This window comes from Duganella zoogloeoides, from assembly GCF_034479515.1.
GTDB classification, from domain to species: domain Bacteria; phylum Pseudomonadota; class Gammaproteobacteria; order Burkholderiales; family Burkholderiaceae_D; genus Rugamonas; species Rugamonas zoogloeoides.
Map to the genome: position 1 here is coordinate 3,059,445 of NZ_CP140152.1, position 23,724 is coordinate 3,083,168.

General features: G+C 65.9%; 17 protein-coding genes. 6 read left to right on the forward strand and 11 right to left on the reverse strand.

Annotation, left to right across the window (positions count from 1 at the left end; all coding sequences use genetic code 11):
• Positions 1–4: 4 nt before the first annotated feature.
• Entirely contained in the window at positions 5–1,012 is a 1,008-nt protein-coding gene (locus SR858_RS13525; protein WP_019924350.1) for an aldo/keto reductase, read from the forward strand.
• Here SR858_RS13525 and SR858_RS13530 read toward each other — a convergent pair.
• Positions 1,009–6,519: a DUF4011 domain-containing protein gene (locus tag SR858_RS13530; RefSeq protein WP_322534591.1), complete on the reverse strand. Its 5,511-nt coding sequence runs from the start codon at positions 6,517–6,519 to the stop codon at positions 1,009–1,011. The genes SR858_RS13525 and SR858_RS13530 overlap by 4 nt on opposite strands.
• A 167-nt stretch (positions 6,520–6,686) precedes the next feature.
• Here SR858_RS13530 and SR858_RS13535 point away from each other — a divergent pair, with 167 nt between their 5' ends.
• Positions 6,687–7,925 (forward strand): diguanylate cyclase domain-containing protein, encoded by a 1,239-nt coding sequence (locus SR858_RS13535; RefSeq protein ID WP_040378149.1) that lies wholly within the window; start codon positions 6,687–6,689, stop codon positions 7,923–7,925.
• Here SR858_RS13535 and SR858_RS13540 read toward each other — a convergent pair.
• Both SR858_RS13540 and SR858_RS13545 read right to left on the reverse strand, forming a co-directional pair.
• Entirely contained in the window at positions 7,912–10,368 is a 2,457-nt protein-coding gene (locus SR858_RS13540; protein ID WP_019924347.1) for a beta-galactosidase, read from the reverse strand. The genes SR858_RS13535 and SR858_RS13540 overlap by 14 nt on opposite strands.
• Positions 10,369–10,466: 98 nt before the next feature.
• The gene (locus SR858_RS13545; protein WP_026637745.1) at positions 10,467–11,240 is read right to left on the reverse strand and encodes an SDR family oxidoreductase; all 774 of its coding nucleotides are present in this window, start codon (positions 11,238–11,240) and stop codon (positions 10,467–10,469) included.
• 176 nt (positions 11,241–11,416) lie between these two features.
• Here SR858_RS13545 and SR858_RS13550 point away from each other — a divergent pair, with 176 nt between their 5' ends.
• Positions 11,417–12,391 carry a LysR family transcriptional regulator gene (locus SR858_RS13550; RefSeq protein ID WP_019924345.1) on the forward strand — a complete coding sequence of 325 codons (975 nt, stop codon included), beginning with the start codon at positions 11,417–11,419 and terminating at the stop codon, positions 12,389–12,391.
• Here the strand turns inward: SR858_RS13550 and SR858_RS13555 are convergent.
• Positions 12,388–13,290 carry an aldose epimerase family protein gene (locus tag SR858_RS13555; RefSeq protein ID WP_322534592.1) on the reverse strand — a complete coding sequence of 301 codons (903 nt, stop codon included), beginning with the start codon at positions 13,288–13,290 and terminating at the stop codon, positions 12,388–12,390. The two genes, SR858_RS13550 and SR858_RS13555, sit on opposite strands and share 4 nt — an antisense overlap.
• A 113-nt stretch (positions 13,291–13,403) precedes the next feature.
• On the opposite strand from SR858_RS13555, the gene SR858_RS13560 reads away from it, so the two are divergent.
• Positions 13,404–14,831, forward strand: a complete 1,428-nt coding sequence (locus tag SR858_RS13560; RefSeq protein ID WP_322534593.1) for a sugar porter family MFS transporter — start codon at positions 13,404–13,406, stop codon at positions 14,829–14,831.
• A gap of 25 nt (positions 14,832–14,856) precedes the next feature.
• Here SR858_RS13560 and SR858_RS13565 read toward each other — a convergent pair whose 3' ends face one another.
• From SR858_RS13565 to SR858_RS13585, 5 genes are all read right to left on the reverse strand, one after another.
• Positions 14,857–16,461 carry a family 43 glycosylhydrolase gene (locus SR858_RS13565; RefSeq protein WP_322534594.1) on the reverse strand — a complete coding sequence of 535 codons (1,605 nt, stop codon included), beginning with the start codon at positions 16,459–16,461 and terminating at the stop codon, positions 14,857–14,859.
• A gap of 105 nt (positions 16,462–16,566) precedes the next feature.
• Positions 16,567–17,676, reverse strand: coding sequence for an NADH:flavin oxidoreductase/NADH oxidase (locus SR858_RS13570; protein ID WP_026637743.1), 1,110 nt, complete (start codon positions 17,674–17,676; stop codon positions 16,567–16,569).
• A 15-nt stretch (positions 17,677–17,691) separates the two neighbouring features.
• Positions 17,692–19,413, reverse strand: coding sequence for a ubiquinone-dependent pyruvate dehydrogenase (gene poxB, locus SR858_RS13575; RefSeq protein ID WP_019924340.1), 1,722 nt, complete (start codon positions 19,411–19,413; stop codon positions 17,692–17,694).
• Positions 19,414–19,482: 69 nt separating this feature from the next.
• On the reverse strand, positions 19,483–20,481 hold the full coding sequence (locus SR858_RS13580) for an alpha/beta hydrolase (RefSeq protein ID WP_019924339.1): 999 nt from the start codon (positions 20,479–20,481) through the stop codon (positions 19,483–19,485).
• Positions 20,478–20,663, reverse strand: coding sequence for a hypothetical protein (locus SR858_RS13585; protein ID WP_019924338.1), 186 nt, complete (start codon positions 20,661–20,663; stop codon positions 20,478–20,480). The genes SR858_RS13580 and SR858_RS13585 overlap by 4 nt, the downstream gene beginning before the upstream one ends.
• A gap of 103 nt (positions 20,664–20,766) precedes the next feature.
• Here SR858_RS13585 and SR858_RS13590 point away from each other — a divergent pair, with 103 nt between their 5' ends.
• Both SR858_RS13590 and SR858_RS13595 read left to right on the forward strand, forming a co-directional pair.
• Positions 20,767–21,132: a hypothetical protein gene (locus tag SR858_RS13590; RefSeq protein WP_040378147.1), complete on the forward strand. Its 366-nt coding sequence runs from the start codon at positions 20,767–20,769 to the stop codon at positions 21,130–21,132.
• Between the two features lie 45 nt (positions 21,133–21,177).
• Positions 21,178–21,894, forward strand: coding sequence for a hypothetical protein (locus SR858_RS13595; RefSeq protein ID WP_019924336.1), 717 nt, complete (start codon positions 21,178–21,180; stop codon positions 21,892–21,894).
• Positions 21,895–21,896: 2 nt separating this feature from the next.
• Here SR858_RS13595 and SR858_RS13600 read toward each other — a convergent pair whose 3' ends face one another.
• Both SR858_RS13600 and SR858_RS13605 read right to left on the reverse strand, forming a co-directional pair.
• On the reverse strand, positions 21,897–22,082 hold the full coding sequence (locus tag SR858_RS13600; protein ID WP_019924335.1) for a DUF1289 domain-containing protein: 186 nt from the start codon (positions 22,080–22,082) through the stop codon (positions 21,897–21,899).
• 77 nt (positions 22,083–22,159) lie between these two features.
• Positions 22,160–23,698 carry a CitMHS family transporter gene (locus SR858_RS13605; RefSeq protein ID WP_019924334.1) on the reverse strand — a complete coding sequence of 513 codons (1,539 nt, stop codon included), beginning with the start codon at positions 23,696–23,698 and terminating at the stop codon, positions 22,160–22,162.
• Positions 23,699–23,724: the final 26 nt, after the last annotated feature.

Here is a 23,724-nt window from a genome sequence, read left to right on the forward strand (position 1 = left end):
CACGATGAAATACAGCGCATTCGGCACGACCGGCTTGATGATTTCCCAGGTCGCCCTCGGCACGGCCAATTTCGGCACCGGCTGGGGTCATGGCGCCGATGCCGGCGCCAGCGCCGCCGTCTTCAACGCCTATGCCGAAGCCGGCGGCAATTTCATCGACACGGCCGACATCTACCAGTTCGGCCAGTCCGAAACATTGCTGGGCACCCTGCTGCAAGGCCGGCGCGAGGATTTCCTGCTGGCCACCAAGTACACCAATGGCGCCGTGCCCAATGCCAACCGCCTGGTGACCGGCAATAGCCGCAAGGCCATGGTGGCGTCGGTGGAAGCGAGCCTGAAACGCCTCAACACCGACCGCATCGACCTGTTCTGGGCCCACCACCCCGACGCCGACACGCCGCTGGACGAACTCGTGCGCGGCTTCGACGACCTGGCCCGCGCCGGCAAGATCCTGTACGCGGGCCTGTCGAACTTCCCGGCCTGGCGCCTGGCCCGCGCCGCCACCGTGGCCGAGCTGACCCGCGCGGTGCCGATCGCCGCCGCCCAGTTCGAACACAGCCTGGTCCACCGCCAGCCCGAAGCGGACCTGCTGCCTGCCGCGCATGCGCTCGGATTGGGCGTGGTCACGTGGTCGCCGCTGGGCGGTGGCATGTTGACCGGCAAATACCGGCAAGGGCAAACGGGACGCGCGGAGGCGTTGGGCGGCAAGGTATTCCAGGCCGAAGACTCGGCCCAGCGCAGCCGCATTCTCGATACCGTGATCGCGGTCGCAGAAGAACTGGGCGCCACGCCGGGCCAGGTAGCCATCGCCTGGGCCGGCACCCATGGCGCGGTGCCGATCCTCGGACCGCGTTCGGTTGAACAGTTGGCGGACAACCTGGGCGCAGTGGCGCTGGTGTTGACGGCCGAGCAGATCGCCCGGCTCGATACGGCAAGCAGCCTGGATCCGGCCGCCCCGCCGCGCCTGCCGGTAGCCTGGGCCGAGGGCAAGCCGGTGCGGCCGGTGGCCTAAGGCCCGACCACCTCGCTGCGCTGCTGCCGGCTGGTTTCCAGCAGTCGCTCCAGTTCGGTGTGCACCTGGTCCAGCGTCCCCGCCCGGTCGATCCACCAGTCGGTGGACCAGATCCGCAGTATTTCCCAGCCCAGTCCGCGCAGCACCTGTTCGCGCAGCAGGTCGCGGTCGCGGGCCGTGGCTGAGCGGTGGTAGGTGGCGCCGTCGCATTCCACGCCGCACAAATAGACACCGGGCGCATCGGGGTGGACGATGGCCAGGTCCACCCGGAACGACGACGCGCCGATCTGCGTGTGCACCTGCCAGCCGCGCGCAGTGAGCGCGCTGGCCACCGCTGCCTCGAACGGGCTGTCGAAACCGCCGAGGCTGCCCTTGGTGGCTTCGGCCAGCGCGCGCGGGCCGCGTTCGGCAAATGCCAGGAAGTGCTTGAGATCGCGCACTCCGGCCGCCTGGGTGCGCGACAGGTCGAACTGTTCCGCCTTCAGGCTGGAGAACACCCGCAACTCGCAGCGCGCACGGGTGATGGCCACGTTCAGGCGGCGCTCGCCGCCATCGCGGTTCATCGGGCCGAAATTCATCGAGACGCCGCCGCCCTGGTCGGGACCGTAGGTAACCGAGAAATAAATGATGTCGCGCTCGTCGCCCTGCACCGATTCCAGGTTCTTGACGAACAGCGGCTCCGGTTCCGATTCGAGGAAATACGGTTCCAGCGCCGGGTCCTTGCGCCGTTCCTCGTCGAGCAAGTCTTCGATCAGGTGCATCTGCTCGGTATTGAAGGTGACCACGCCGATGGTGAGCCTTGACTCGCGGAAGCCGGGCGCCTTGAGCTTGGCGACGATGTCCGCGACCAGCGCTTTGGCCTCCAGCTGGTTGATGCGCGCCCCGCCCTTGTCGTACACGCCGGCCACGTGGTGGAAACTGACCGCCTTGTCTTCGGCCACCGGCGACGGGAACGTCACCAGGGCGCCACCGTAGTAGCGGTGGTTGGAAAACGCGATCAGCGATTCGTTGCGGCTGCGGTAGTGCCACGACAGGTTCATGGTGGGCAGGTTGGCGCCCATGCATTCGTCGAGGATGCTTTCCAGGTCGATTTCGACGTCCTCGTCGTCTTCGGAGGCATCGGCGCGGTCGAAGAACGACGTTGGTGGTAACTGCTTGGGGTCGCCCACCATCACTACCTGCTTGCCGCGCGCCATGGCGCCGATGGCATCCCATACCGGGATTTGCGATGCTTCATCGAATACCACCAGGTCGAAGGCGCTGGTGTCGGCCGCCAGGTACTGGGCAATCGACAACGGGCTCATCAACAAGCATGGCGCCAGCCTGGCCAGCGCGGTCGGGATGCTGTGCATCAGTTCGCGCAGCGGCATGTGCTGCTTTTTCTTGCCGATTTCGTGGCGCAGCACACCCCATTCGGAATTGCGGGTGACTTCGTCGGCGCGCGGCATGCCGGCGCACAGCTGTGCCAGCACCCAGGCGCGGGTGACGTCGGTGAACTGGCGGTCAAGCGCGCGGAAGTCGCCGATGCGCTTTTCGTGCTCGGCCGAAACAAAGTTACGGATCACATCCTCTTTGTCCACCGCGCGGTTGAGCCACCAGCGGCTGTAGTTGATCTCGAACGTGCGCAGCGCCTGTGCCGGGGCCACCAGTCCGGTTTCAAGGGCGCCCACCAGCGGCCCCAGCGCTTGTGACTGCGCTTCGGCGCGCACCTTGCGCCAGGCGCACCACGACTTCAGGCGCGGCTCGGCCGCCATGATGCGGGCGCAACGCGCGGCCAGGTCGCTGAGCGCCAGCTCGTCGAACTGCATCGCCACGCCCACGCTGAACATGCCGGCCTGCGCCAGGTGCTCCAGTGCGGCCTGCAGGGTGCCAATGGCAGCCAGGTAGCGGTTGCCGGCAGTGACGACCGCCCCATCCGGCGCCAGTTGCGTATTGCCGTCGCCCACCAGCATGTCGAATGCCTGGCGCAGCACGGCGGCGTCGTCTTCGCTCTCGGCCAGGTCGGCAATCGCGTTCGAGACTGCCGCCTCGAACGCCAGCACGCGAGCCACGGTTGCCTCGCTGTTATCCAGCTCGGTCCAGGCATCGTCGATGGCGGCGCGCAGCTCGCGCATGCGCACCAGCAGGCCGAGATCCCTGGCGAGGTCCGGATCGGCGTCGCCTGAGATGCAGTCCGCCAGCGTTTTGGTCAGCTGGCGCTTACGATTCCACGACAGCGGCCAGATGCTGGCTTCGGCGTCGTTCCACGCGCGGTGCAGTTGCCGTACGTCGAGTTGTTCTATCCGCTGGTCGTAATGCACGGACAAGGCGCCCTCGCAGGACTTGAGTTCGTCCAGCAGTTGCAATCCCCGCTCGAGTTCGGCCACGATGTCGGCCGCCCACGGTTTGCCCAGCGCGCTCAGCAACGCCACGCGCTCGGTCAGCAGCACCTGCGCCTTGCGGCTGCGGGCGATGATCGCTTGCAGCCAGGCGGGGCCGCTGCGGGATGTCGAACCGCGTGCTTGCGGGGACGCTTGGGTACCGAGCGCCATCGCTGGCATCGTTGCATGCGCGGCGCCAGCCGGCTGAGACGCTTGGGAAAACGCCGCCATCGCCTGCCGCAAGCGTCCAAGCGCCGCGCGTGCATCCGGCAAAAACACAAAACTCCACTGGTGACCAAATGCCTGCGGCAGCACCTGCACCAGGTCGGCAAGCGCCGATCTGGCGCGGCGGCCGGTCGGCAAGCCTGCCAGGCCGGTGGCATTTTCCACCTGAGACAGCGCTTGTTGCACGGCGTCGGCTGCGGTTGCCGTGGCGCGCACGGCGCCGATCAGGGTCTGCTGCCACGACGGCGTCCACTCGGTCTGGCCGATCGCCATCAGCGGGCCGCCCTGCAAATGCTGCTGGCCCACGGCTGCGGCGTTGACCTTGAGGCGTTCGGTCAGTTCGCGCAGGACGTCGAGCTGGCCCTGGTCGTGCGCATCGGCATCTGGCCAGGTCAGTTCGACCCGGGGTACAGCATCGGCATCGCTATCGACCACGTTGCCGATGGCCTGGAATATCGTCAGGCCGTTGCGATGGCGCTGGTGCAGCCGCTCGACGTACTGGTTCAGCTCATCGCGCAGGCGCTTGAGTTTCAACGCCTGCGCACGCCAAACCTCGGGATCGACGTCGCCCTGCGCATCCCACGCGCGGTGCAACTGGTTGATGACGTCGAGCTTGCGCGCCTTGCTCGAATGCAGTTCCAGGCAAAACTCGCCCAGCCCTACTTCGCGCAGGCGGCGATAGACCACGTCGAGCGCGGCGATCTTTTCCGACACGAACAGCACGCGCTTGCCTTCGGCCAGGCACTGGGCGATCAGGTTGGCGATGGTCTGGCTCTTGCCGGTGCCGGGCGGGCCGATCAGGACGAAATCCTTGCCCTTGGCGCCGGCCATCACCGCCGACAGTTGCGACGAATCGGCCGGCAGCGGGCAGAAGGTCTGCTCGGGAGCGTAGTCTGCATCGAGCCGCTCGGGCATTGGGAACGCCAGGGTGGACTGCGCGCCAGATTGATACGGCTCGCGCGGCGTATCGATCAGGTGGCGCACCACGGGGCTCTGGCGCAGCTGGTCGGTACGCTGCGCCAGGTCCACCCACATCAGGTACTTGGCGAACGAAAACGGCGCCAGCACCACTTCTTCCGAGATTTCCCAGCCCTTGATGTCGCGCACCGCGTGCGAGACGGTGCGCCAGATCTGCGCCACGTCGAGCCCGGCGCCATCGCGCGGCAGCGCGCCATCGAGCACACCCAGGTTGAGCTGGAAGTCCTGCCGCAGCATCTCGACCAGGGTGGGATTGAAGCGCGGCTCGTCCTCGTGCAGGCTCACCGTGAAACCCGCGCGCGCACTCTTGCGCTGCAACGACACCGGCACCAGGATCAGCGGCGCCTTGTACACCTGCCCCGCCTTGTCGTCGCGGGTCCAGTTGAGAAAGCCCAGCGCCAGGAACAGGGTATTGGCGCCACCCTCCTGCAAGGTGGTACGGGCGCTGCGGTACAGGTCCACCAGCCGTACCTCGAGTTCCTGGGCATCGACGCTGACGAACACCTCGCGCCGCGCCAGCGCATCGAGCGCATGTTCGCGCCGCACGTCCTCGCGCGAGCGCTGCTCGTGCAGGGCCTGGTTGCGCGGATCGCTGCCCTCCATCAGCTCGGGCCGGGGCACCAGCCGGATCGGCGCGCCCTCCGACAGCGCGTCTTCCAGCGCTGCCGGTTCGGGCGCGTCGAGCCGCAGGGTCTTTTTGCCGCTCTTGAAATTGAGCAGGTTGTTGCGCAACGACAGGTCGAGCAACTTGCGCTGCCAGCGCGCCAGCCGGTCCCTGGGATCGAGTGCGGGCGCGTCTTGCGGCACCTCGTCGGGCAGATCGGGGGCGCCGTCGTCGAAGGTGGCGGCAGTCGCCTGCATGGCGTCGCCGCCGGGCGCCGCCAAGCTGTGGCTTTCCGCGCTGGCCAGCGGCTTGATGCGCTGCATGCGCGCGCGGCGGATATCGACCAGCAGCTCGAACCGGTCCTGCGCCGCTTCGGCCAGCTGGCCGGCGGCTATCTGCGTCGCGTGAGTAAACGACGGCGCCGGCCGCGCGGCGGCCAGCGTGGTCTCGAATAACACCAGTTCCTGCAAGCGCAGGCGCTTGCGGATGGCTGTCACGTCATCGACCACCACCGTGGAAAACTCTTCCTGGCGCAGCCAGACGCCGGCAAACGCATGCCCTTCGGTGAATACGATGACGGGATTCAGACCAGCCTGCTCCAGCGCCGAGCAAAACAGCAAGGTCAAGTCGAGGCAGGTGGCAATGCGCCCATCGATCAACTGCGAGGCGCTGCGCACCTTCTGGCCACGGTGTTCGAAACTCGCCGGCGGCAAGGCGTAATCGATGCCCAGCCCGGCCACGGCCGTCCACAGCGCGGACGTCAACTCCCAGGCGCGGCGGGCGCCGCCCTGGTAACCGTCGAGCGAAGGATTCTTGCCGGCCTGGCGCAGCACCTCGGCAGCCTGCTTGAGCAGGCGGTCGATGGCCGGCTCGTTCGGCTGCACGAAAGCTGCCACCAGGTCGGGCAAATGGGACAAGCCGCCCCACTGGTTACGCGGCAGCAGCTCGACCTGGCGCTCCAATGTCGCCAGCACGCGCTCGTGGCCGGTGCCGGCCCTGGTCACCAGCGTCAACGTGATGGTCGAGGTTTCGGCTTCGGTCAGTATGCCGAGCAGCATGCCGTCCAGCTGGACGTCGCAGTCGACGATGCCGTAGCGGGAACGAGGGCCGCTGGCGTCGATCAGCCAAGTCTTGGCTTTGAGGAACGGTGGAAACGACGTCAGGCGCAGATTCAAATCGACGAGCTCATGCGCACTGTCGTTGACCACCGCCAGTTCCCGCAGCAGCGGCACCGAATTCTGGAAGTCGGCGAGGTTGAGCTTGCTGCCATGCGCCACATGCAATGCGACGTCGACCGGCGTGATGGCGGCATCGATTGCCGGTGCTGCGACTGGTTCCACTTGATTTCCCATGCTATTAACATAATAGTGATGCTGTGCGACAATCATTCAATCATCGCGTTATACTGCGCCCGATGGCCCACGCCGAGCAGTTTAGCGTGGTCCCCAGAAGACCCCCTTTACAGTTCGCCAAAGTCCGCCAGCGCCACCCGCTGTGCGGCCGGTCCATGCACAACGCCAGCCAATTACCGCTTTCCGCTCTCTGGTCCACCGACCAGTCGGGTACTTTTGCTATTTTACAACTCGTCCCGGTCGCGGTGCTGGCGGTCCCCGCACGATTGTCCCTGCCCGAGTGGGTGGCAACGGTGCACGCCGGCGATATGACGCAGGACCGGGAAGCCATCGCCGCCGCCATCGGCCATGGCGCGCCGTTCCAGGTGGAGTTTGCGCTGCGCTGTCTCGACGGCATCACGCGCCGGGTGCGCCTGTCGGGGCTGCCTTCAGGGCCCGGCTGTTACCACGGCTTCATCACCGACCTCAGCGCTCACCACGAGGCGCTCGAGAGCGCCCGCCGCGAAGCCGGGGAATACCGCCTGCTGATCGAAAACACCACGGACCTGATCGCCCATGCCGACACCGCCGGCAATTACCTGTCGATTTCGCCATCGTATGAATCGATGATGGGATGGAATCCGGCCAGCGTGGTGGGCCAGCCGGTGATCGCGTTCCTGCACCCGGACGACCGGCAGCACTCGGCAGCCGCGTTGTCCAGCGTGCTCGGCGGCGGCGTGCTGCCCAACGTGGTGGAGGTGCGCAAGCGGCACCGCGACGGCCACTACATCGTGCTCGGCACCAAGGCCAGCGCCATCATCGATCCGGCCACCGGCCAGTGCGTGGGCGCCGTCATGGTCTCGCGCGACATCACGCGCGACAAGGAAATGCTGCGCGACTTCGAGGAACGGGCCACGCACGACGCCCTGACCGGCCTGCCCAACCGCGCCTGGCTGCACCAGCACGTGGACCGGCTGCTGGCCTCGGGCACGGCCGATACCTTGACTGCCTTGCTGTTCATGGACCTCAACGGCTTCAAGGAAGTCAACGACACCATGGGACACGCGGCCGGCGACGTGCTGCTGCAACTGGTGAGCGCACGCCTGAAGCACTGCATGCGGCCCGACGACGCGGTGGCCCGGCTGGGCGGCGATGAATTCGTGGTGGCCGCCGTCTGCGGCGACAGCGCCGACGCCCGCGCCATCGCCCTGCGCCTGATCGAGGCGTTGAAAGCGCCGTTCCGCGTGCACGGCACGCTGGTCAACGTGGGCGCCGCCGTCGGCATCAGCCTGGCACGGGGCGGCGCAGCCACCACGGCCGGCATGCTGCAAGACGCCGACAGCGCCATGTATGCGGCCAAGGCGCGCGGAGATGGATCGTTCGAGATCTTCCAGCGGCCGGTTAATTCACCCTGAGCCGTAACAGGTACACCGGCGTCACCGTCACTGCACGCAGTTGCGCAAGCTGAGCCTGGCCGCCAAAGTCGGGACGGGCCTTGCTGTCGAGGTAGATCGGTGCGTCCGCGCGCAGCGGCAGCACCGAGACCGTCAGCGGCTGCGCCAGGCGGTCACCGCGGTGGCGCAGGCCGAATTGCCAGCGGTAGCCGCTGTAATACCAGTCGTCGAGCATCTCCACGCCCGCATACAGGCGGCCGATGTCGCCGACGAAATCGATATCGAGCAAGGCGTCGTCGAGCCCCTTGAGCTGGGCCGGCGGCACCGTCACCTGCCACGAGGCGGCTGCGCCAAAGGTTTCCGGGCCCGGTTCCTGCGCCGCCTTGGCGTTGCCGCCGATCAGCAGCGGCGGTACCGCTTGCGCCGCGCGCAACGGCGCAATACTGGCAGTCAGCTGGCGTTCGGGCAGCGTGGCCGCAAAGGTCTGGAAGATGCCGTCCGTCCCTTTTTTCACGGTACCGGCAGCGGTCGGCGTCTTGGTCAGCACCGGGAACACGGCCACGCGGAAGGCGCTGCTGCCCACCGAGCGCAGTTGCAGCGCGCCGCCATCGACCACCAGTTGCTGTTCGCTCAGCAGCAGGCGGCGCTTGCCGGCGACGTCGGCAATGGTCAGCTGTTCGGCCTGGCTGGCGGTCAACACCACCACGCGCACCGGTCCGCCCTTGCTGCGGGCGATGGTGACGGCAGCACCGGTGCCCGGTTGCAGCTGATCGATCACCAGCTTGCCGTCGCGCTCGGCCACGCGGGCGCCCTGGGCCTGCACCTGCGGCGCAATGGCCGGGTCGAAGGCCAGTTCGACGGGAATGCGCTTGTGCGCGGCAAATACATACACCACGCCCTCGGCGCCCAGGTCGAGCCGCGCCAGCGGTTGCGCGGTGGCCGATTTGAGCACCGTGCCGTCAAGGTCGAAGTTATAGGGCCAGATGAAATAATCGCCATCGGCGATATCCACCGGCGTACTCGGGAAGGTCAGTTTGCCGCCGGGCAGGGCAACCTCGAAGCGCACGTCCTTGTGTGCGGCCATTGCATACTGTCGCACGTGGTTGTTGACGAAGACAAAACCGCTGTCGCCGTTGCTGCGCACCGCGTAGCGCGGGGTGCCCAGGTCGGCCGCGTTCTCCGGCACGGCGGCCGGCTTGCGCACCGTCATCGTGGCCAGGCGCGCGCCAAAGTCTTGCAGGAACCAGTGGTACGGGCGCAGGCGCGTGAGCACTTGCCGCTGCTGGCCGTCCGGGCCCAGCGGCGCCTGGAAATCGTAATTGATCAGCGGCAGGTCGTTGTAGCCGCCGGTGCCGGTGCTTTCCTGCAGCCAGGTGCGGCCGGCCGGATTGCGACCGCCGTGGAACATGTAGTACCCAAGCAGGTTTACACCGGAACCAAGCTGCACCGGCACCATCGAAGCGACGTCGTCGGCGCCGATCACGGGGCGGCGGCGGTACATGAACGGTACGCCCGGGCCGTATTCGGCGCCGAAGAACGGCGTTTTGCCGATTTCGTCATCGGCCGTGCCACGCTCGTGCGTCACGGTCTGCGCACCGAGGTCGCCACTGACGCGGGTATCGAAGCGGAACGCGTAGGTTTCTTTCGGAGCCAGTTCGCGCGTGCTGGTGGCCCACGGTTCATCGACGTAGCCGCCGAATACGGGCGTCACCTCGCCGGGCGGATACACTGCGCCGTCCCAGCCGGTGACCGTGTACAGCGGCGCATCGAGGCCCGCCTTCAATGCCAGCCGCTTGAGCGTGCTGATGTGTTCCGCGCCCTTGCCCGGACCGCGCAGGTTATATTCGTTTTCCAGCTGCACGCCGATCACCGGGCCGCCGTCCTTGAACATCAATCCCTTCAGTTGCCGACCAATCTGGCCATACAGCCGTTCGACATAGTGCAGATACTGCGGATCGTCGCCGCGCGTGGGCATGGTGTACACCACCCACTCCGGCACGCCGCCGAAGCGCACTTCGGCGTGGGCCCAGGGGCCGATGCGCACCACTGCTTCCAGTCCGACTTTTTTGCACAGTTGCAGGAAGCGGCGCAAATCGCGGCGCTCGCTCCAGTCGAACTTGCCAGCCTGCTCCTCGTGGTGGTTCCAGATGATGTAGCTGGCCACGACCGTGATGCCGGCCGCCTTCATCTTGCGCAGCTCGAGCTCCCAGTCGCTGGCGGGCGAGCGCGTGTAGTGGAATTCGCCCATCACCGGGAACCACGGCTGGCCGTCGCGCGTGAGGTACTGGCTATTGGCGCCCAGGCGCACGCCGGTCGGCGATACGGCCGTGCCTTGCTTGAGGTGGCCTTGCAAGGGGGCGGCCACCGGCGCGCTGGCGTCGATTTTAAGCACGGTGTCGGCTTGCGCCAGCGTGGCGGGGAAAACTAGCGCAGCCAGGGCCGCGCGCAGGAGGGTCTCGGTCATTTTTTTTAGTTGTGCAAGGGATGGGAAATTCCGGTCGCGGCGGGCCAATCTGCTGCGAACCGGTCGCAATCATCCGGCCGCAGTGCGGCCGGGACCAACTAGTCGCAATACAGCTGCGAACGGCCGCCGTCGATCAGGATGTCGGTGGCATTGATGAAACGGGCTTCGTCGCTGGCAAGGAACAGCGCCGTGTAGGCCACTTCGCGCGGCGTGCCGATGCGGCGCACCGGCAGCAACTGCTCCTGGCGCGCGCGTTCGGCGGCCGGGTCGGGGCACGAGGCCAGCCAGGCTTCGGCACTCTCGGTCAGGATCAGCCCCGGTGAAATGGAGTTGACGCGGATGCCGCGCGCAGCGTATTCGATGCCGAGCGACTTGGTCAGGCCGATCAGCGCATGCTTGGCCACCGGGTACGGAAAGCAGCCGGGGATAATCTTGTGGCCGTGCACCGAGGCGATATTGACGATATTGCCGTAGCTGCGTTCGAGCATAGCCGGCAGCACCGCGCGGATCACGTTCCACGCGCCTTCCAGGTCCACCGCGAGGCAGCGCTGCCAGTCGCCGGCCGTCATTGCCAGCGGATCGGTAAAAACGTTCATGCCGGCGTTGTTGATGACTGCATCGACGCGCCCGAAGCGGGCCAGGGTTTGCGCCACCAGCGCCTCGACCTGGGCGCGGTCGGCAATGTCGGCCTGCACGTACAGGCTGTTCGGACCACCCAACTCGTCGCGCACGGACGCCGCGTGGGCATCGTCCTGGTGGCTGTTGAGCACCACCTGGGCGCCCTCTTCCAGCAACAGCGCCGCCACCGCGCGGCCGATGCCCATGGTCGAACCGGTGACGATGACCACCTTGTCTTTTACTCTGTCTGACATAGTCTCCATTCCTTGCGGGTTTTTGCTACATTGTCTTACGGGTAGGGCCGGCGCGGCTATCCTGATTTGGCATAGCAATGACCGGATTTGGCATGGCTGCCCGCCTGCCGGACCGAGAAAACGGCGCGGGTATAATCCGAGGACCATCTTTTTTGCCTTCATTCATGAGTCATACCGTGTCCGACCGTTTTGTGCGCAGCCATCTCAAGATGCGGCACCTGATCCTGCTGGTCGAGCTGGGCCGCCACGCGTCGATCGCCAATGCCGCCGCCGCCGCGCGGCTGACGCAGCCGTCCGCGTCGCGCCTGATCAGCGACCTCGAACACGTGCTCGGCATCCAGCTGTTCGAACGCATGGCGCGCGGCGTGGTACCGACCTGGGCCGGCAAGATGCTGATACGCCGCGCCGGCGTGGCGCTGGCCGAGATGGATGCCGCGCACTTCGAGATTTCTACCCTGCTGTCCGGCATCGGCGGGCGGGTGGCGATCGGCAGCGTGCTCACGCCCGCCACCAATATCCTGATGCAGGCCATCAAGCTGTTCAAGGCGCGGTCGCAAAAGGCCAGCCTGGTGGTCGATTTCAGCACCAGCAAATCGATGGTGGAGCGCCTGCTCGACGGCCAGCTCGACATGGTGCTGGGCCGTATCCTCGACACCTCGACCGTGCCGCTGCTCAATTTCGAACCGATCACCGACGAAGTCCACCACCTGATCGTGCGCGCCACCCACCCACTGGTGGGCCGCGCCAACCTGCAACTGGCCGAGCTGGTGGAACAGTCGTGGATCGTACCGCCGGCCGGCAGCATCCTGCGCGACCGGCTGACGGCGCTGTTCCTGTCCGAGGGCCTTGATCCGCCGGTGGAAACCGTGGAAACCCTGTCGGTGCCGCTGGTGGTCTCGCTGGTGACCAATACCGACATGCTGGTGGCGCTGCCGAAAGAGCTGGTGCAGGCGCAGCTGGCCGCCGGCGAACTGGTGGCGCTGCCGTTCGACCTGAAACTGCGGATGGACGTGTACGGCATCATCACGCGCCAGGGCCACGTGCTGTCGCCGGGCGCGGAAATCATGGTCGATGCGCTGCGCGAAGCGGCGGCGGTCGAACTGGCGGCCAGCCGCAAGCAACGCGCCTTGCCGGCCGGCCTGCGGGCCTAACCGAGAACCTGCAAGGTCATCCAGGCGGACATGACCGCGCCCGGCGCCAGGTCGCGCAGGCCGGTGCCGGCCACGCCGTCGGCTCGCAACTGGTGGGCATTGGGGATGTGCGTGACGGGCTCCAAGGCAACAAAATCACTGTCCGCCCCGGGCCGATAGCATTGCAGGTAGCCGCACAGCGGATCGGCACTGAGCAGCAGCGCGTAGTCCGGGTAGCTTAGTACCGCCTTGCCGTCCCAGCCCGTGTAGCAATTGTTCACTTGCCACGGCCCCACGTCCAGCGGTCCCGGTGCGACCGGTTGCGGCGCCGCGCCGGTAGGCAAATGGTCGGCCGACACGCCCCAGCGGCCCGCCCAGTTGGCGCTCAGCGTCGCACCCGCGCTGTAAAAAAACGGGTGAAAGCCCATCCCGAGCGGCATGGTGCGCGTGCCGGTATTGGTCACCCACAGCGTTTGGGTGAGCCAGTTGTCGCCGAGCGCGATCGACAGCGTGGCGGCAAAATCGAACGGCCAGTGCCGGTCGGCCTGGTGCTGCAAGCCCAGCACGACGTGCGCGGCATGTTGTTCGATCACGCGCCAGGGCCGTTGCCAGCCCACGCCATGCAGGCTGTGCGCTTCGCCCGGGTGCGGCGGCAGCGGTTGCGCTCCCGGCAAACGGCCGTGCGCGATGCGGTTGGCGTACGGCACCATGGGAAAACACGCGACCTTGCCGTCGGGCGCATGCAGCAACGCATTGCCGCGCCATTGCCAGGCGCCGATGGCCGCACCTATCGCGGGCAACAAGCGCGCGGTACTGTCGCCGCAGTGGAGTTCGATCGCTTCCAGGACAAAACCTTTCAAATGATGGGGCCGGTCGATTATACGGTCGGCACCGGGCCGCGAGCCATGCTGCTTTGTCATGCTTCGCAGCAGGAATGGCATGGCCCAAGGTCGCTGCTGCCCAGCTTTCCTTTGTAAAATCGCGGACGAAGTAAATTCCCAAAATAAAGAGACGAACAGCAAAGGACAGAGGAATGATGCATGGAATAGAACAGCCGGTTGCCGGCAGCACAACCACAGCCCCACCGCCCGCCTCCACCACCACCTTGTGGCTGGCGGCGGCCGTATCCGCCCTGGGCGGGCTGCTGTTCGGCTACGACTGGGTCGTGATCGGCGGCGCCAAGCCGTTTTACGAGGCTTGGTTCCAGCTGGTGTCGCCGGCGCAGCAGGCGTGGGCCGTCAGTTGCGCGCTGGTCGGCTGCCTGGTGGGCGCGATCGGCTCGGGCTGGATCAGCGACAGGCTGGGCCGCCGGCGCGGCCTGTTGATTGCGGCGGTGATTTTTGCCGTGTCATCGGTGGGCACCGGCTGGGCCGGCTCGTTCGACGGCTTTATCGCCTGGCGCATGATCGGCGGCGTGGCCATCGGCCTGGCAGCCGGGCTGTCACCGGTGTACATCGCCGAAATCGCCCCGGCGGCAATACGCGGCCGGATGGTCTGCCTGAACCAGATCGCCATCGTGCTTGGCATTCTCGGCGCGCAAATCGTCAACCTGTTGATCGCCGAACCGGTACCGGCCGGCGCCACCGCCGCCCAGCTGGCCGCCAGCTGGAACGGCGCCACCGGCTGGCGCTGGATGTTTGCCGCTGCTGCCGTGCCGGCGGTCGCCTTCCTGCTTGGCTGCCTCCTGATCCCGGAGAGCCCGCGCTGGCTGGCCGGCCGTGGCCGCAACGACGATGCGCTGGCAGCGCTGCACAAGCTGGGCGGCGCCGACTATGCGCGCGGCGCCATGCACGACATCCGTACCGCGCTGGGCGCATCGAGGGGCCGCAGCTTGCAGCAGGTGCTGGCCGAGCCGCGTTTTGCCCGCGTGCTGGTGATCGGCGTCGTGCTGGCCGTATTGCAGCAATGGTGCGGCATCAACGTGATTTTCAATTATGCCCAGGAGATTTTCGCCTCGGCCGGCTACGCCGTGTCGGACATGCTGTTCAACATCGTCATCACCGGCGTGGTCAACTGCGTGTTCGCGCTGGTGGCGCTGGCAACCGTCGAGCGCTGGGGCCGCCGCCGGCTGATGCTGCTCGGCTGCGCCGGCCTGTTCGTGATCTACCTGGCGCTGGGCGCCTGCTACCTGGCCGGCTGGCAGGGCTGGCCAATGCTGCTGCTGGTGGTGACCGCGATTGCCGTGTACTCGATGACGCTGGCGCCGGTGACCTGGGTGGCGCTGTCCGAAATCTTCCCGCAGGAAGTGCGCGGCGCGTGCATGGCGGTGGCCACCACGGCGCTGTGGGCCGCGTGCTTCCTGCTGACCTACACCTTCCCGTTGATCAACGCCGCCATGGGCACCGGCATGACGTTCTGGCTGTACGCGGGGATCTGCCTGGCGGGGTTTGTCTTCGTGCTGCGCAAATTGCCGGAGACGCGCGGCAAGAGCCTGGAACAGATCGAGCAAGGCTGGCGTTGAGTTCAACGTAAAAGGCCAAGATTATTTACTGTTCCGCCACCAGGCTTACATCATCGACCTTGAGCCACTGACCATCGCTGCCCTCCGAATACAAGCCGATCTGCACGCTGCCGTTCTTGACGTCCACGTTGGGCACGCTGACCTCGGTCCACGCGGTACGGGCCGTTTCGAGCGTGATGGCCGCTTCCGGCCCGCCGTGGCCGTAGGCGTACAGCCGCGCCACCTTTTGGCCGCCGCTGCCCTTTATCCACGCCTTGAGCGTGTAGCGGCCGTTCGGCAATGTGACGTTCTGCACCGCGCTGCCCATCGTGTGCTGGTCGTGCGCCAGCGTCAGCGCCCAGCGGCCGGTGCGGCTGTCCAGCACGTTGACGGTGGGGCTCGGCCCTTTCAGGTTGGTCCAGCTGACCACCCAGCCGGTAACGCCGGTCTGCGCCACGCGGTCGGCCTCGAAGCCGGGATTGAGCACGTAGTTGTTGCCCTTGCCCACCTGCCAGGTGCCGCGCCTGGCGTCGAGCGAGAATTCGCTGAGCGAGTTGAATACCGGCGCCGTTCCCTTGAAGGTGAGCGGCACCCAGATGTTGTAACCATTGCCGTTGCCGGCGTAATTGCTCCAGCGGTCGCCGGCAAACAGCACCATACCCTGCTTGCCGCCGGCAACGGCAATGAAAAAGCCGTTTTGCGAGACGTGCGAGAAGTCGTTTTCCGTGCCCTTGATCAGGCGCTCGGGCGTGTAGGGGCCGTCGATGCTGGTCGACGTCATGTAATAGCTGCGCGAGGCATTCCAGCCGTGCAGCTCCGACGAGCAGAAATAATACAGGCCGTTGTGCTTGAACATGGCATTGCCTTCGCGCCCGCCAGCCGGCGCCTGGTGCACCAGCTTGGCCGGACCCACCTGCAAGAAGTCGCTGGCGCGCAGCGGCGCCACGTACAGGTGGCGCCGCTCGCCGGAATTGCTGAAGATCAGGTAAGGCTGGCCGTCGTCGTCGATGAACACGGTCTGGTCGCCGGTGGCCGCGCCGTTGACATTGGCCACTTGCGTTTGCAGGTTGTCGTATTTGAAAGGGCCGGTGGGCGTATCGCTGGTGGCGAACAGCACGCCGTTACCGGCGCTCTTGCTGCCGTACTGGGTGATCAGCACGTATTTTTTGGTGCGCTGGTGGTAGACCACGCCCAACCGACCGAGCCAGGCATCGCGCTCGAAGATCTTGCCGGGGGCCGCCACCTTGATTACTTCGCCCTCGCTGGTCCAGTTGACCAGGTCGGTCGATGAGTAGGCGGTCACCGCGTTGAATCTGGTCGCGGAGCCGTCAGGCTTGCGGGTAGCGATATAGCCGACCGCTTCCTCGTACTTGACGCCATACCAGTAGTATTTGTCGCCCACCTTGAGCACGCCGCCGCCCTGCGAATAGATCGGCGCGCCGCTGGTATCGCGCCAGAAGTCGCCGTTGCGGATGGTGCGATTCGCCGCAGCAGCAGCAACGGCGGTGGCGGTGGCAGCGGCGGCGACCGGCGTATCGGCGGTAGCCGCCATGACCGGTCCGGTGCCGGCCGTGCCGCCCACGGCCAGCGCCAGCAGCAAGCCGGGCAACCAGCGGGGACTGGTTGTGCTTCGGGATATCGGATACCGCATCAGTCTCTCCTCGTTGTTATCCGGGAAATTCTAGCGGAGGACGGCCTGCTCGGCTATGCCGGATCGGGCTACAGCCATGTCAAAACCGGCATGGCCGGTGTTTAATCACCGATCTGAGCGAAACAGCTGCTTGTACTGCGACGGCTGGCACCGCAGGTACTGGCTGGCAGCGTGCACCTGCGCGCCCAGCGCGGCAGCCGCGTGCCATGGCCAGCGCGGGTCGTACAGGATGGTGCGCGCCAGCGCCACCAGGTCGGCGTCGCCGTTGGCGACGATCGCTTCGGCATGCAGCGGTTCGGTGATCAGGCCCACGGCCACCACCGGAATCTGCACCACGTTTTTGATGGCGCGCGCCAGCGGCACCTGGTAGCCGGGGCCGACCGGAATATCCTGGTCCCGATGCAGGCCGCCGCTCGAGACGTGGATCGCATCGGCGCCATGGTCCTCGAACATTTTCGACACGGCCTGCGCTTCTTCGACGGTAAAGCCACCCGGCACCCAGTCGGTGGCCGAGATGCGCACGCTGACGGCGCGATCTGGCGGGAACGCCGCGCGTACCGCGTCGAACACCTCGAGCGGAAAGCGCGCGCGGTTGTCCAGCGCACCGCCGTATTCGTCGGTGCGCAGGTTCGATAACGGCGAAAGGAACTGGTGCAGCAGGTAGCCGTGCGCGGCGTGGATCTGGATCACGTCGATACCGAGGTCGGCAGCGCGGCGCGCAGCGGCAGCAAAGCCGTCGCGGATGCGGCGCAGACCTGCGTGGTCGAGCGCCGCCGGGGCAACGTAATCATCATGAAACGCTACCGCCGACGGCGCCACCGTGGCCCAGCCATCGGGCTGGCCCGGGGCGATCTGGGCGCCGCCATCCCACGGCTTCTGAGTGGAAGCCTTGCGGCCGGCGTGGTTCAGTTGCACCGCAACCGGCATGGCGGACCAGTGCCGGATCGAGTCGATCACGCGGCCCATGGCGGCCTGGGTAGCGTCATCGTACAGGCCCACGTCGCCATAGCTGATGCGTCCTTCGGGCAGCACTGCGGTCGCCTCGATGGTGAGCAGCGCCGCGCCCGATTGCGCCAGCTGGCCCAGGTGCATCTGGTGCCAGTCGGTCATGCAACCATCGACGGCCGAGTACTGGCACATCGGCGCGATCACGATGCGGTTGTCCAGCGTAAGCTTGCGCACTTGCAGCGGGGTGAACAATTGAGATTGGGGCATATCGATTCCTTGAGATTAGCGCAGCAAATTCACTTTGGCCAGGTCGATCAGTTCACCGGCGCGGCCGTCAAGCACCGCCTTCATCATGAACAGCCCGAACTGGCCGGCCTCTTCCACCGTGGTGGTCGGCGGCATGATCAATTCCTGGCGCGGGGTGACCACGTCCAGCAGCACCGGGCCGTTGTGGGCCAGCGCGGCAGCGATGGCGCTTTCGAGCTGCCGCGGGTCCTCCACGCGGATGCCCTTGACGCCCATCGCCTCGGCCATGGCGGCGAAATTGGGATTTTTCAGATCGCAACCGACGTCCGGGTAGCCGTGGGCTTTCATTTCCATTTCCACGAAGCCCAGCGTGCCGTTATTGAGCACGACGATTTTTACCGGCAGGTCCAGTTGCAGCAGCGTGAGGAATTCGCCCATCATCATCGCAAAACCGCCGTCGCCCGAGAATGAAATCACCTGGCGGTCCGGGTGCGATACCTGCGCGCCGATCGCATGCAGCATGGCGTTGGCCATCGAGCCGTGGTTGAACGAGCCGACCAGGCGGCGCTTGCCGTTCAGTTTCAGGTAGCGCGCGGTCCAGGCGATCGGCGTGCCGACATCGCAGGTGAAGATGGCGTCATCATGCGCCAGTTCGCTGACGATGCGGGTGACCGCTTGCGGATGAATGTGGCGGGTGCCGTCATCGAGCGCGGCCAGCTGGTCGAGGTCCTTGCGGGCGGCAATGTAGTCTTGCCGGGCGCTGGCCAGGAAGCTGTCGTCGGTTTTGGCCTCGAGCAGGGGCAGCAGCGCGGTCAAGGTCTCCCTGACGCCGCCCAGCAGGCCCATCGTGAGCGGGCAGCGGTTGCCCAGCGCCTCGGGCCGCACGTCGATTTGCACGATGCGCGCATGCTCGGGGAAGAACTGGCGGTACGGGAAGTCCGCCCCCAGCACCACCAGCGTATCGCAACCTTTCATGGCCTTGTAGCCGGACGCAAAACCCACCAGGCCGGTCATGCCCACGTCGTAAGGATTGTCGTATTCGATGTGTTCCTTGCCGCGCAGCGTGTGGACAATGGGTGCTTGCAGCGTGCGCGCCAGTTCGATCACCTGCGCATGGGCGCTTGCACAACCGGCACCGCAGAACAGGGCCACGCGCTCGGATTCGTTGAGGATGGTGGCCAGTTGCGCCACGTCGGCGGGCGGCGGCAGGATCGCCGGCGCGGTGGGCAGCAGCCATGGTGGCGGCTCGGCATGCAGGCGCTGGGTGGCGATATCGCCGGGGATGACCACCACGGCCACGCCGCGCTTGGCTACCGCGATGCGCATGGCGCGGTGCAAAATCTGCGGCAGCTGCGCCGGATGGGACACCAGCTCGACGTAATGGCTGCACTCCCGGAACAGGCTTTCGGGGTGGGTGGACTGGAAATAGTCGATCCCGATTTCCGCGCTCGGGATATGGGCGGCAATCGCCAGCACCGGCACGCCACTGCGCTGGCAGTCGAACAGGCCGTTGATCAGGTGCAGGTTGCCGGGCCCGCAGCTGCCTGCGCACACGGCCAGTTCGCCGGTCAGATGGGCTTCGGCGCCGGCCGCAAAGGCGGCGCCTTCTTCGTGGCGCATGTGCACCCAGTCGATCTTGTCCTGCCGGCGCAGCGAGTCGGTCAGGCCGTTGAGCGAATCGCCCACCACGCCATAGATACGCTTGACACCCGCCTGGGCCAGCGTGCCTGCCAGGTAATCCGCTGCGGTACCGCTCATGGCTGTCTCTCCTCGGTGAACATTCAGAATGAAACGAGTGTAGCGGAGCGTTGCGGCGTTTCGCCTCTCCTATAGTGGAGGCGTGCCATCCGGCACACTGATCGTTTTCGCCAACTGCACGCGACCGTTGATCCATGCGTGGACACGGCTGCGTACCTGCGCAGCGATGCGCACCGGAAAGCGGATGAAACCATGCGGCGCCTCGGGCACCACGTGGCATTCGACGTCTGTCACGGCGCTCCAGCGCGCCGCCATCAGGGCGGTATCGTCAAGCAGTGGATCGCGCTCGCCGGCAAACATGATTGCCGGCGGCAGGCCGGCCAGGTCGCCATACAGGGGCGAAGCCGGCGCGGCGCGGCGCTGGTCGTCGGTCAGACCGGGCGTGATCAGGCGCAGCGACGCAGCCATCGAGGGGCCGTGCAGCACCAGCGTCTCGGCGCCCGCCGCGTGCACGCTGGGCGTACCGGCCAGGTCATACACGCCGTAGTACAAGATGGCGCCATCGATACGGCGCAGCAGCGCCGGCCAGCGCTGCAATTGCAGCAGCGTGGCTGCCGCCAGGTGGCCGCCGGCCGATTCGCCAAGCATATACACCGGTAGCCCGTCATATTCCGGCAGCCCGCCATCGAGCAGCCAGCGTGCGGCCGCCAGGCAATCGTCCATGATGGCCGCCAGCGGCGTGTTGGTCGCCAGCCGGTAATCGACCGACACCACCGCCACATCGCACGCCGCGATCAGTTCGGCGTTAAGCTGGTCGTTCATCTGCGCATTGCCGATCGCCCAGCCGCCGCCGTGAAAATCCAGTATCACCGCGCGCGGCGGCCTGTTTCCTCGCAATACCCGCACCGGCACCCGCAGTCCATCGGCCTGCGCCATGAGCTGCGAAATACGCGCGCCGGACCGTATCGTGCGCACATCGGGCACGCACTGGGACAGCCGCAACAGCGACTGGATCACGAACGGCATCACGCGGTTGCTGATCTTGAAACGCGGCGCCCATGCCAGCTTGCGGTTGAAGCTGCGCATTTGCTCGAGCGCCCCGGGTTCAACCACCAGCGCGAACGTCATCGTGCGCGGTCTTCTTTGCGGATGGCGGCAGCGAGTATGCGCTCGACCACCGGGCGCGGCACCTTGCGCACCAGCAGAAAGGCGGCGGCGCTGCGCTGGCCATACGTACGGGCCCATTCCAGGCCCTGGCGGACGATCGATGCCTGGCGGGCATCGGTACGGGGGAGTTGTTTGGTATCCATCGTGCCACTATCGCACAAAGCGCTGCACCGCACAGTACGGCGGCGAACGGTGCGGACCATGTTCCACGGTACACTGCGTTGCTCTATAGCCAGGAAAGAATCGATGTTACCGACGTTACGATGGATATTACCGTTGCTGGCCTGCTCGGCGCTGGGCGGCTGCGCCCTCACCCGCGTCTCCGACGCCACCCTGGCCGAAGAAGTGGAAAAGCTGCACGCGGTCGGCCTGACCATGGACGCGGCCAGAAAAGTGGCCACGGAACAGGGTTTCGAATGCAGCCGGTACATCGACCGGGACGTGTCGGTATCGACCAACGATGGCGTGCGCAAGACCGACGTGCTCGAGTGCAGCAAAAAGTCACTTGAACTGGTCTGCCCGCAACGCCGCTACGTGGTATTCAACATCGACCCCGCCACCGGCCTGGTACGCGCCGTGGGCAAGCGGTTTACCCAGAATTCGTGCTTTTGATGCACGCGTGATATTCTGCGCGCCACCGCATAGCCGAGAGATACCATGAGCACGCCTGATCTGCCCTTCCGGGCCACCACCGCCGAAGCCTGCGCCTGGCTCGAACAACAGACCGGCACGCCGTGGACCCTGGCGCGCATACTCGACAGCGCCTTGATCCCGGTGGTCTGGCTCGACTACGATGCCGCTTATCCCGACCTGTTCGGCGATGCCAATGGCGGCTATGCCGCGCCGATTTATTTTGCAGACGATGTCGCCCGCCTGGCCGCCGGCAGTGCGGACATTTTGATCACCATGACCAAGGACGCCTACAAGCTGCCGGTGCGGCTGCCGGCGCCAGGCTTTACGCGGTCGCTCGACCAGCTGCGCTTTCAAAAGCGCGACCTGGAACGGCTGGTGGGCAAGCTGAAACAGGAAGTGCAGGCGGCACAGGAGGAAAAGCAGAAACTCGCCACGACCGAAACCCAGGCAGGCATCAGCAAGGCCGAAGTGCTGCACGCGTTTGGCGCGCTGGTGAAATTGAACCTGGACCAGGCGCTCGACGAAGCGATCGGCATTTTTGGCGACGATGGCGCCCGCGTCAAGGCAAGCGCCAAAAAATCGAAGCGCAACGCGGTGTGGAATCCGGTCACGCTGGCCCTGGGCCTGCACGATGTGTACCGCGCACCGATCGGCCCCTTGAAGCGGGCCTTCACATCGCACGATTTCCTGCACGCGTGGCGGGGCAACTGGGAAGAATCGCTGCGCTTGCTGGGGAAATAAACTCAGGCGGCGGTGGCCTTGGCCAGCTTCTGGATGCGGCGCGGCTTGTCGTTGATGATCTGGTGCCGCTTGTGGTCGGTCATTTTCTTCCACGACCGCGCCTCGTCCAGCGTGCGCAGGCATTCCCCGCAATAGCCGGTGCGGCCTTCGAATTCGCACACGCCGGTGCAGGGAGATTTGACTGCCATGAATACCTATGAAAATAAGAAGGCCGACAACAGGTCGGCCTTCAATACGCTGACATTCGCTATTTTACCAGTACGGCCTAGCTGGCAACGCCCATGAACGGAATCACACCGCACACCAGCGCCGCCACCAGCATCACCAGCGACGCCGAGATGGCCCACAGCAAGGTATAGCGCTGGTGATCGCCGAACTCCACCTTCGCCATGCCCACCAGCAGGTAGGTCGAGGCCACCAGCGGGCTGAGCAAGTGCACCGGCTGGCCGATGATCGAAGCGCGGCCGATTTCGGCGCCGGTGATGCCGTACACGGCAGCGGCCTTGGCCAGGATCGGCACGATGCCGAAGTAAAACGCGTCGTTCGAGATGAAGAACGTGAACGGAATGCTGAGCAGGCCGGTGACGATGGCCAGGTGCGGGCCCATCCACTCGGGAATTGCATAGATCACGCTGGCGGCAATCGCATCGACCATCTTGGTGCCTTGCAGGATGCCGACGAAAATACCGGCCGCGAAGATCAGCGACACCACCGGCAGCACATTGCCGGCATGGGCGGCGATGCGCTCCTTTTGCTCTTCCATGTTCGGGTAGTTGATCATGATGGCAATCGCAAACGCGATCATGAACAGCACCGGCAGCGGCAGCACGGCCAGCACCAGCATTACCATCAGCGCCAGGGTCAGCCCAAAATTCACCCAGATCAGCTTGGGACGCGCGGTCTTCGGATCGCCGACCTTGATGTCGTCGCAGTTCTCGACTTCCGGCGGGCAGTTCAGGTGCACGACCTTGCGGTCGGCGCCGGCGCGGCGGCCCACGAAACGGGCGCCGTCGCTGTGACCGAACTGGGTGGCGCCAGCGGCCGGCGTGTAACCGCTCATGGCGGCGTTCACCTGGCGCGGCTGTTCGAAACCGGCGTAAGCCTTTTGCGGAACCAGCGCGGCGTCCAGCTCTTCCTGGGCCGCCTGGGCGGCCTTGGCCGCTTTCGATTGCAGCGGCTGCAACTCCACCACGCCAAGACGCTTGCGTTCCTTGCGGCCCAGCATATAGGCCACGAACAGCACCCAGCATACGCCGGCGATCATGGCCGGGATCATCGGCACGAAGATGTGGCCGACGTCTACGCCCAGGGCGCTGGCAGCGCGAGCGGTCGGCCCTCCCCATGGCAGGATGTTGAACACGCCGCCAGCCAGCATGATCACGCAGGCCATCACCAGGCGGCTCATGCCGAGGCGCTGGTACAGCGGCAGCATGGCCGAGACGGTGATCATGTAGGTGGTGGCGCCGTCGCCGTCGAGCGAGACGATCATCGTCAGCGCGGCCGTGCCGACCACGATTTTCATCGGGTCGCCCTTGACCAGCTTGAGGATCAGCTTGACGACCGGATCGAACAGGCCCGCATCGATCATGACGCCGAAGTACAGGATGGCAAACATCAGCATGACGCCGGTCGGCGCCAGTTGCTTGATCCCGGCCAGCATCATCGGGCCGAGCTCGGGGGCAAAGCCGCCGATCACGCCAAAGATGATCGGCACCAGGATCAGCGCGACCAGCGCCGGCAGGCGCTTGGTCATGATCAAGAACATAAACACCACGACCATCGAATAAGCAAGCACGGTCAACATTTGATTTCCTCCAGGCATTTCGTCTC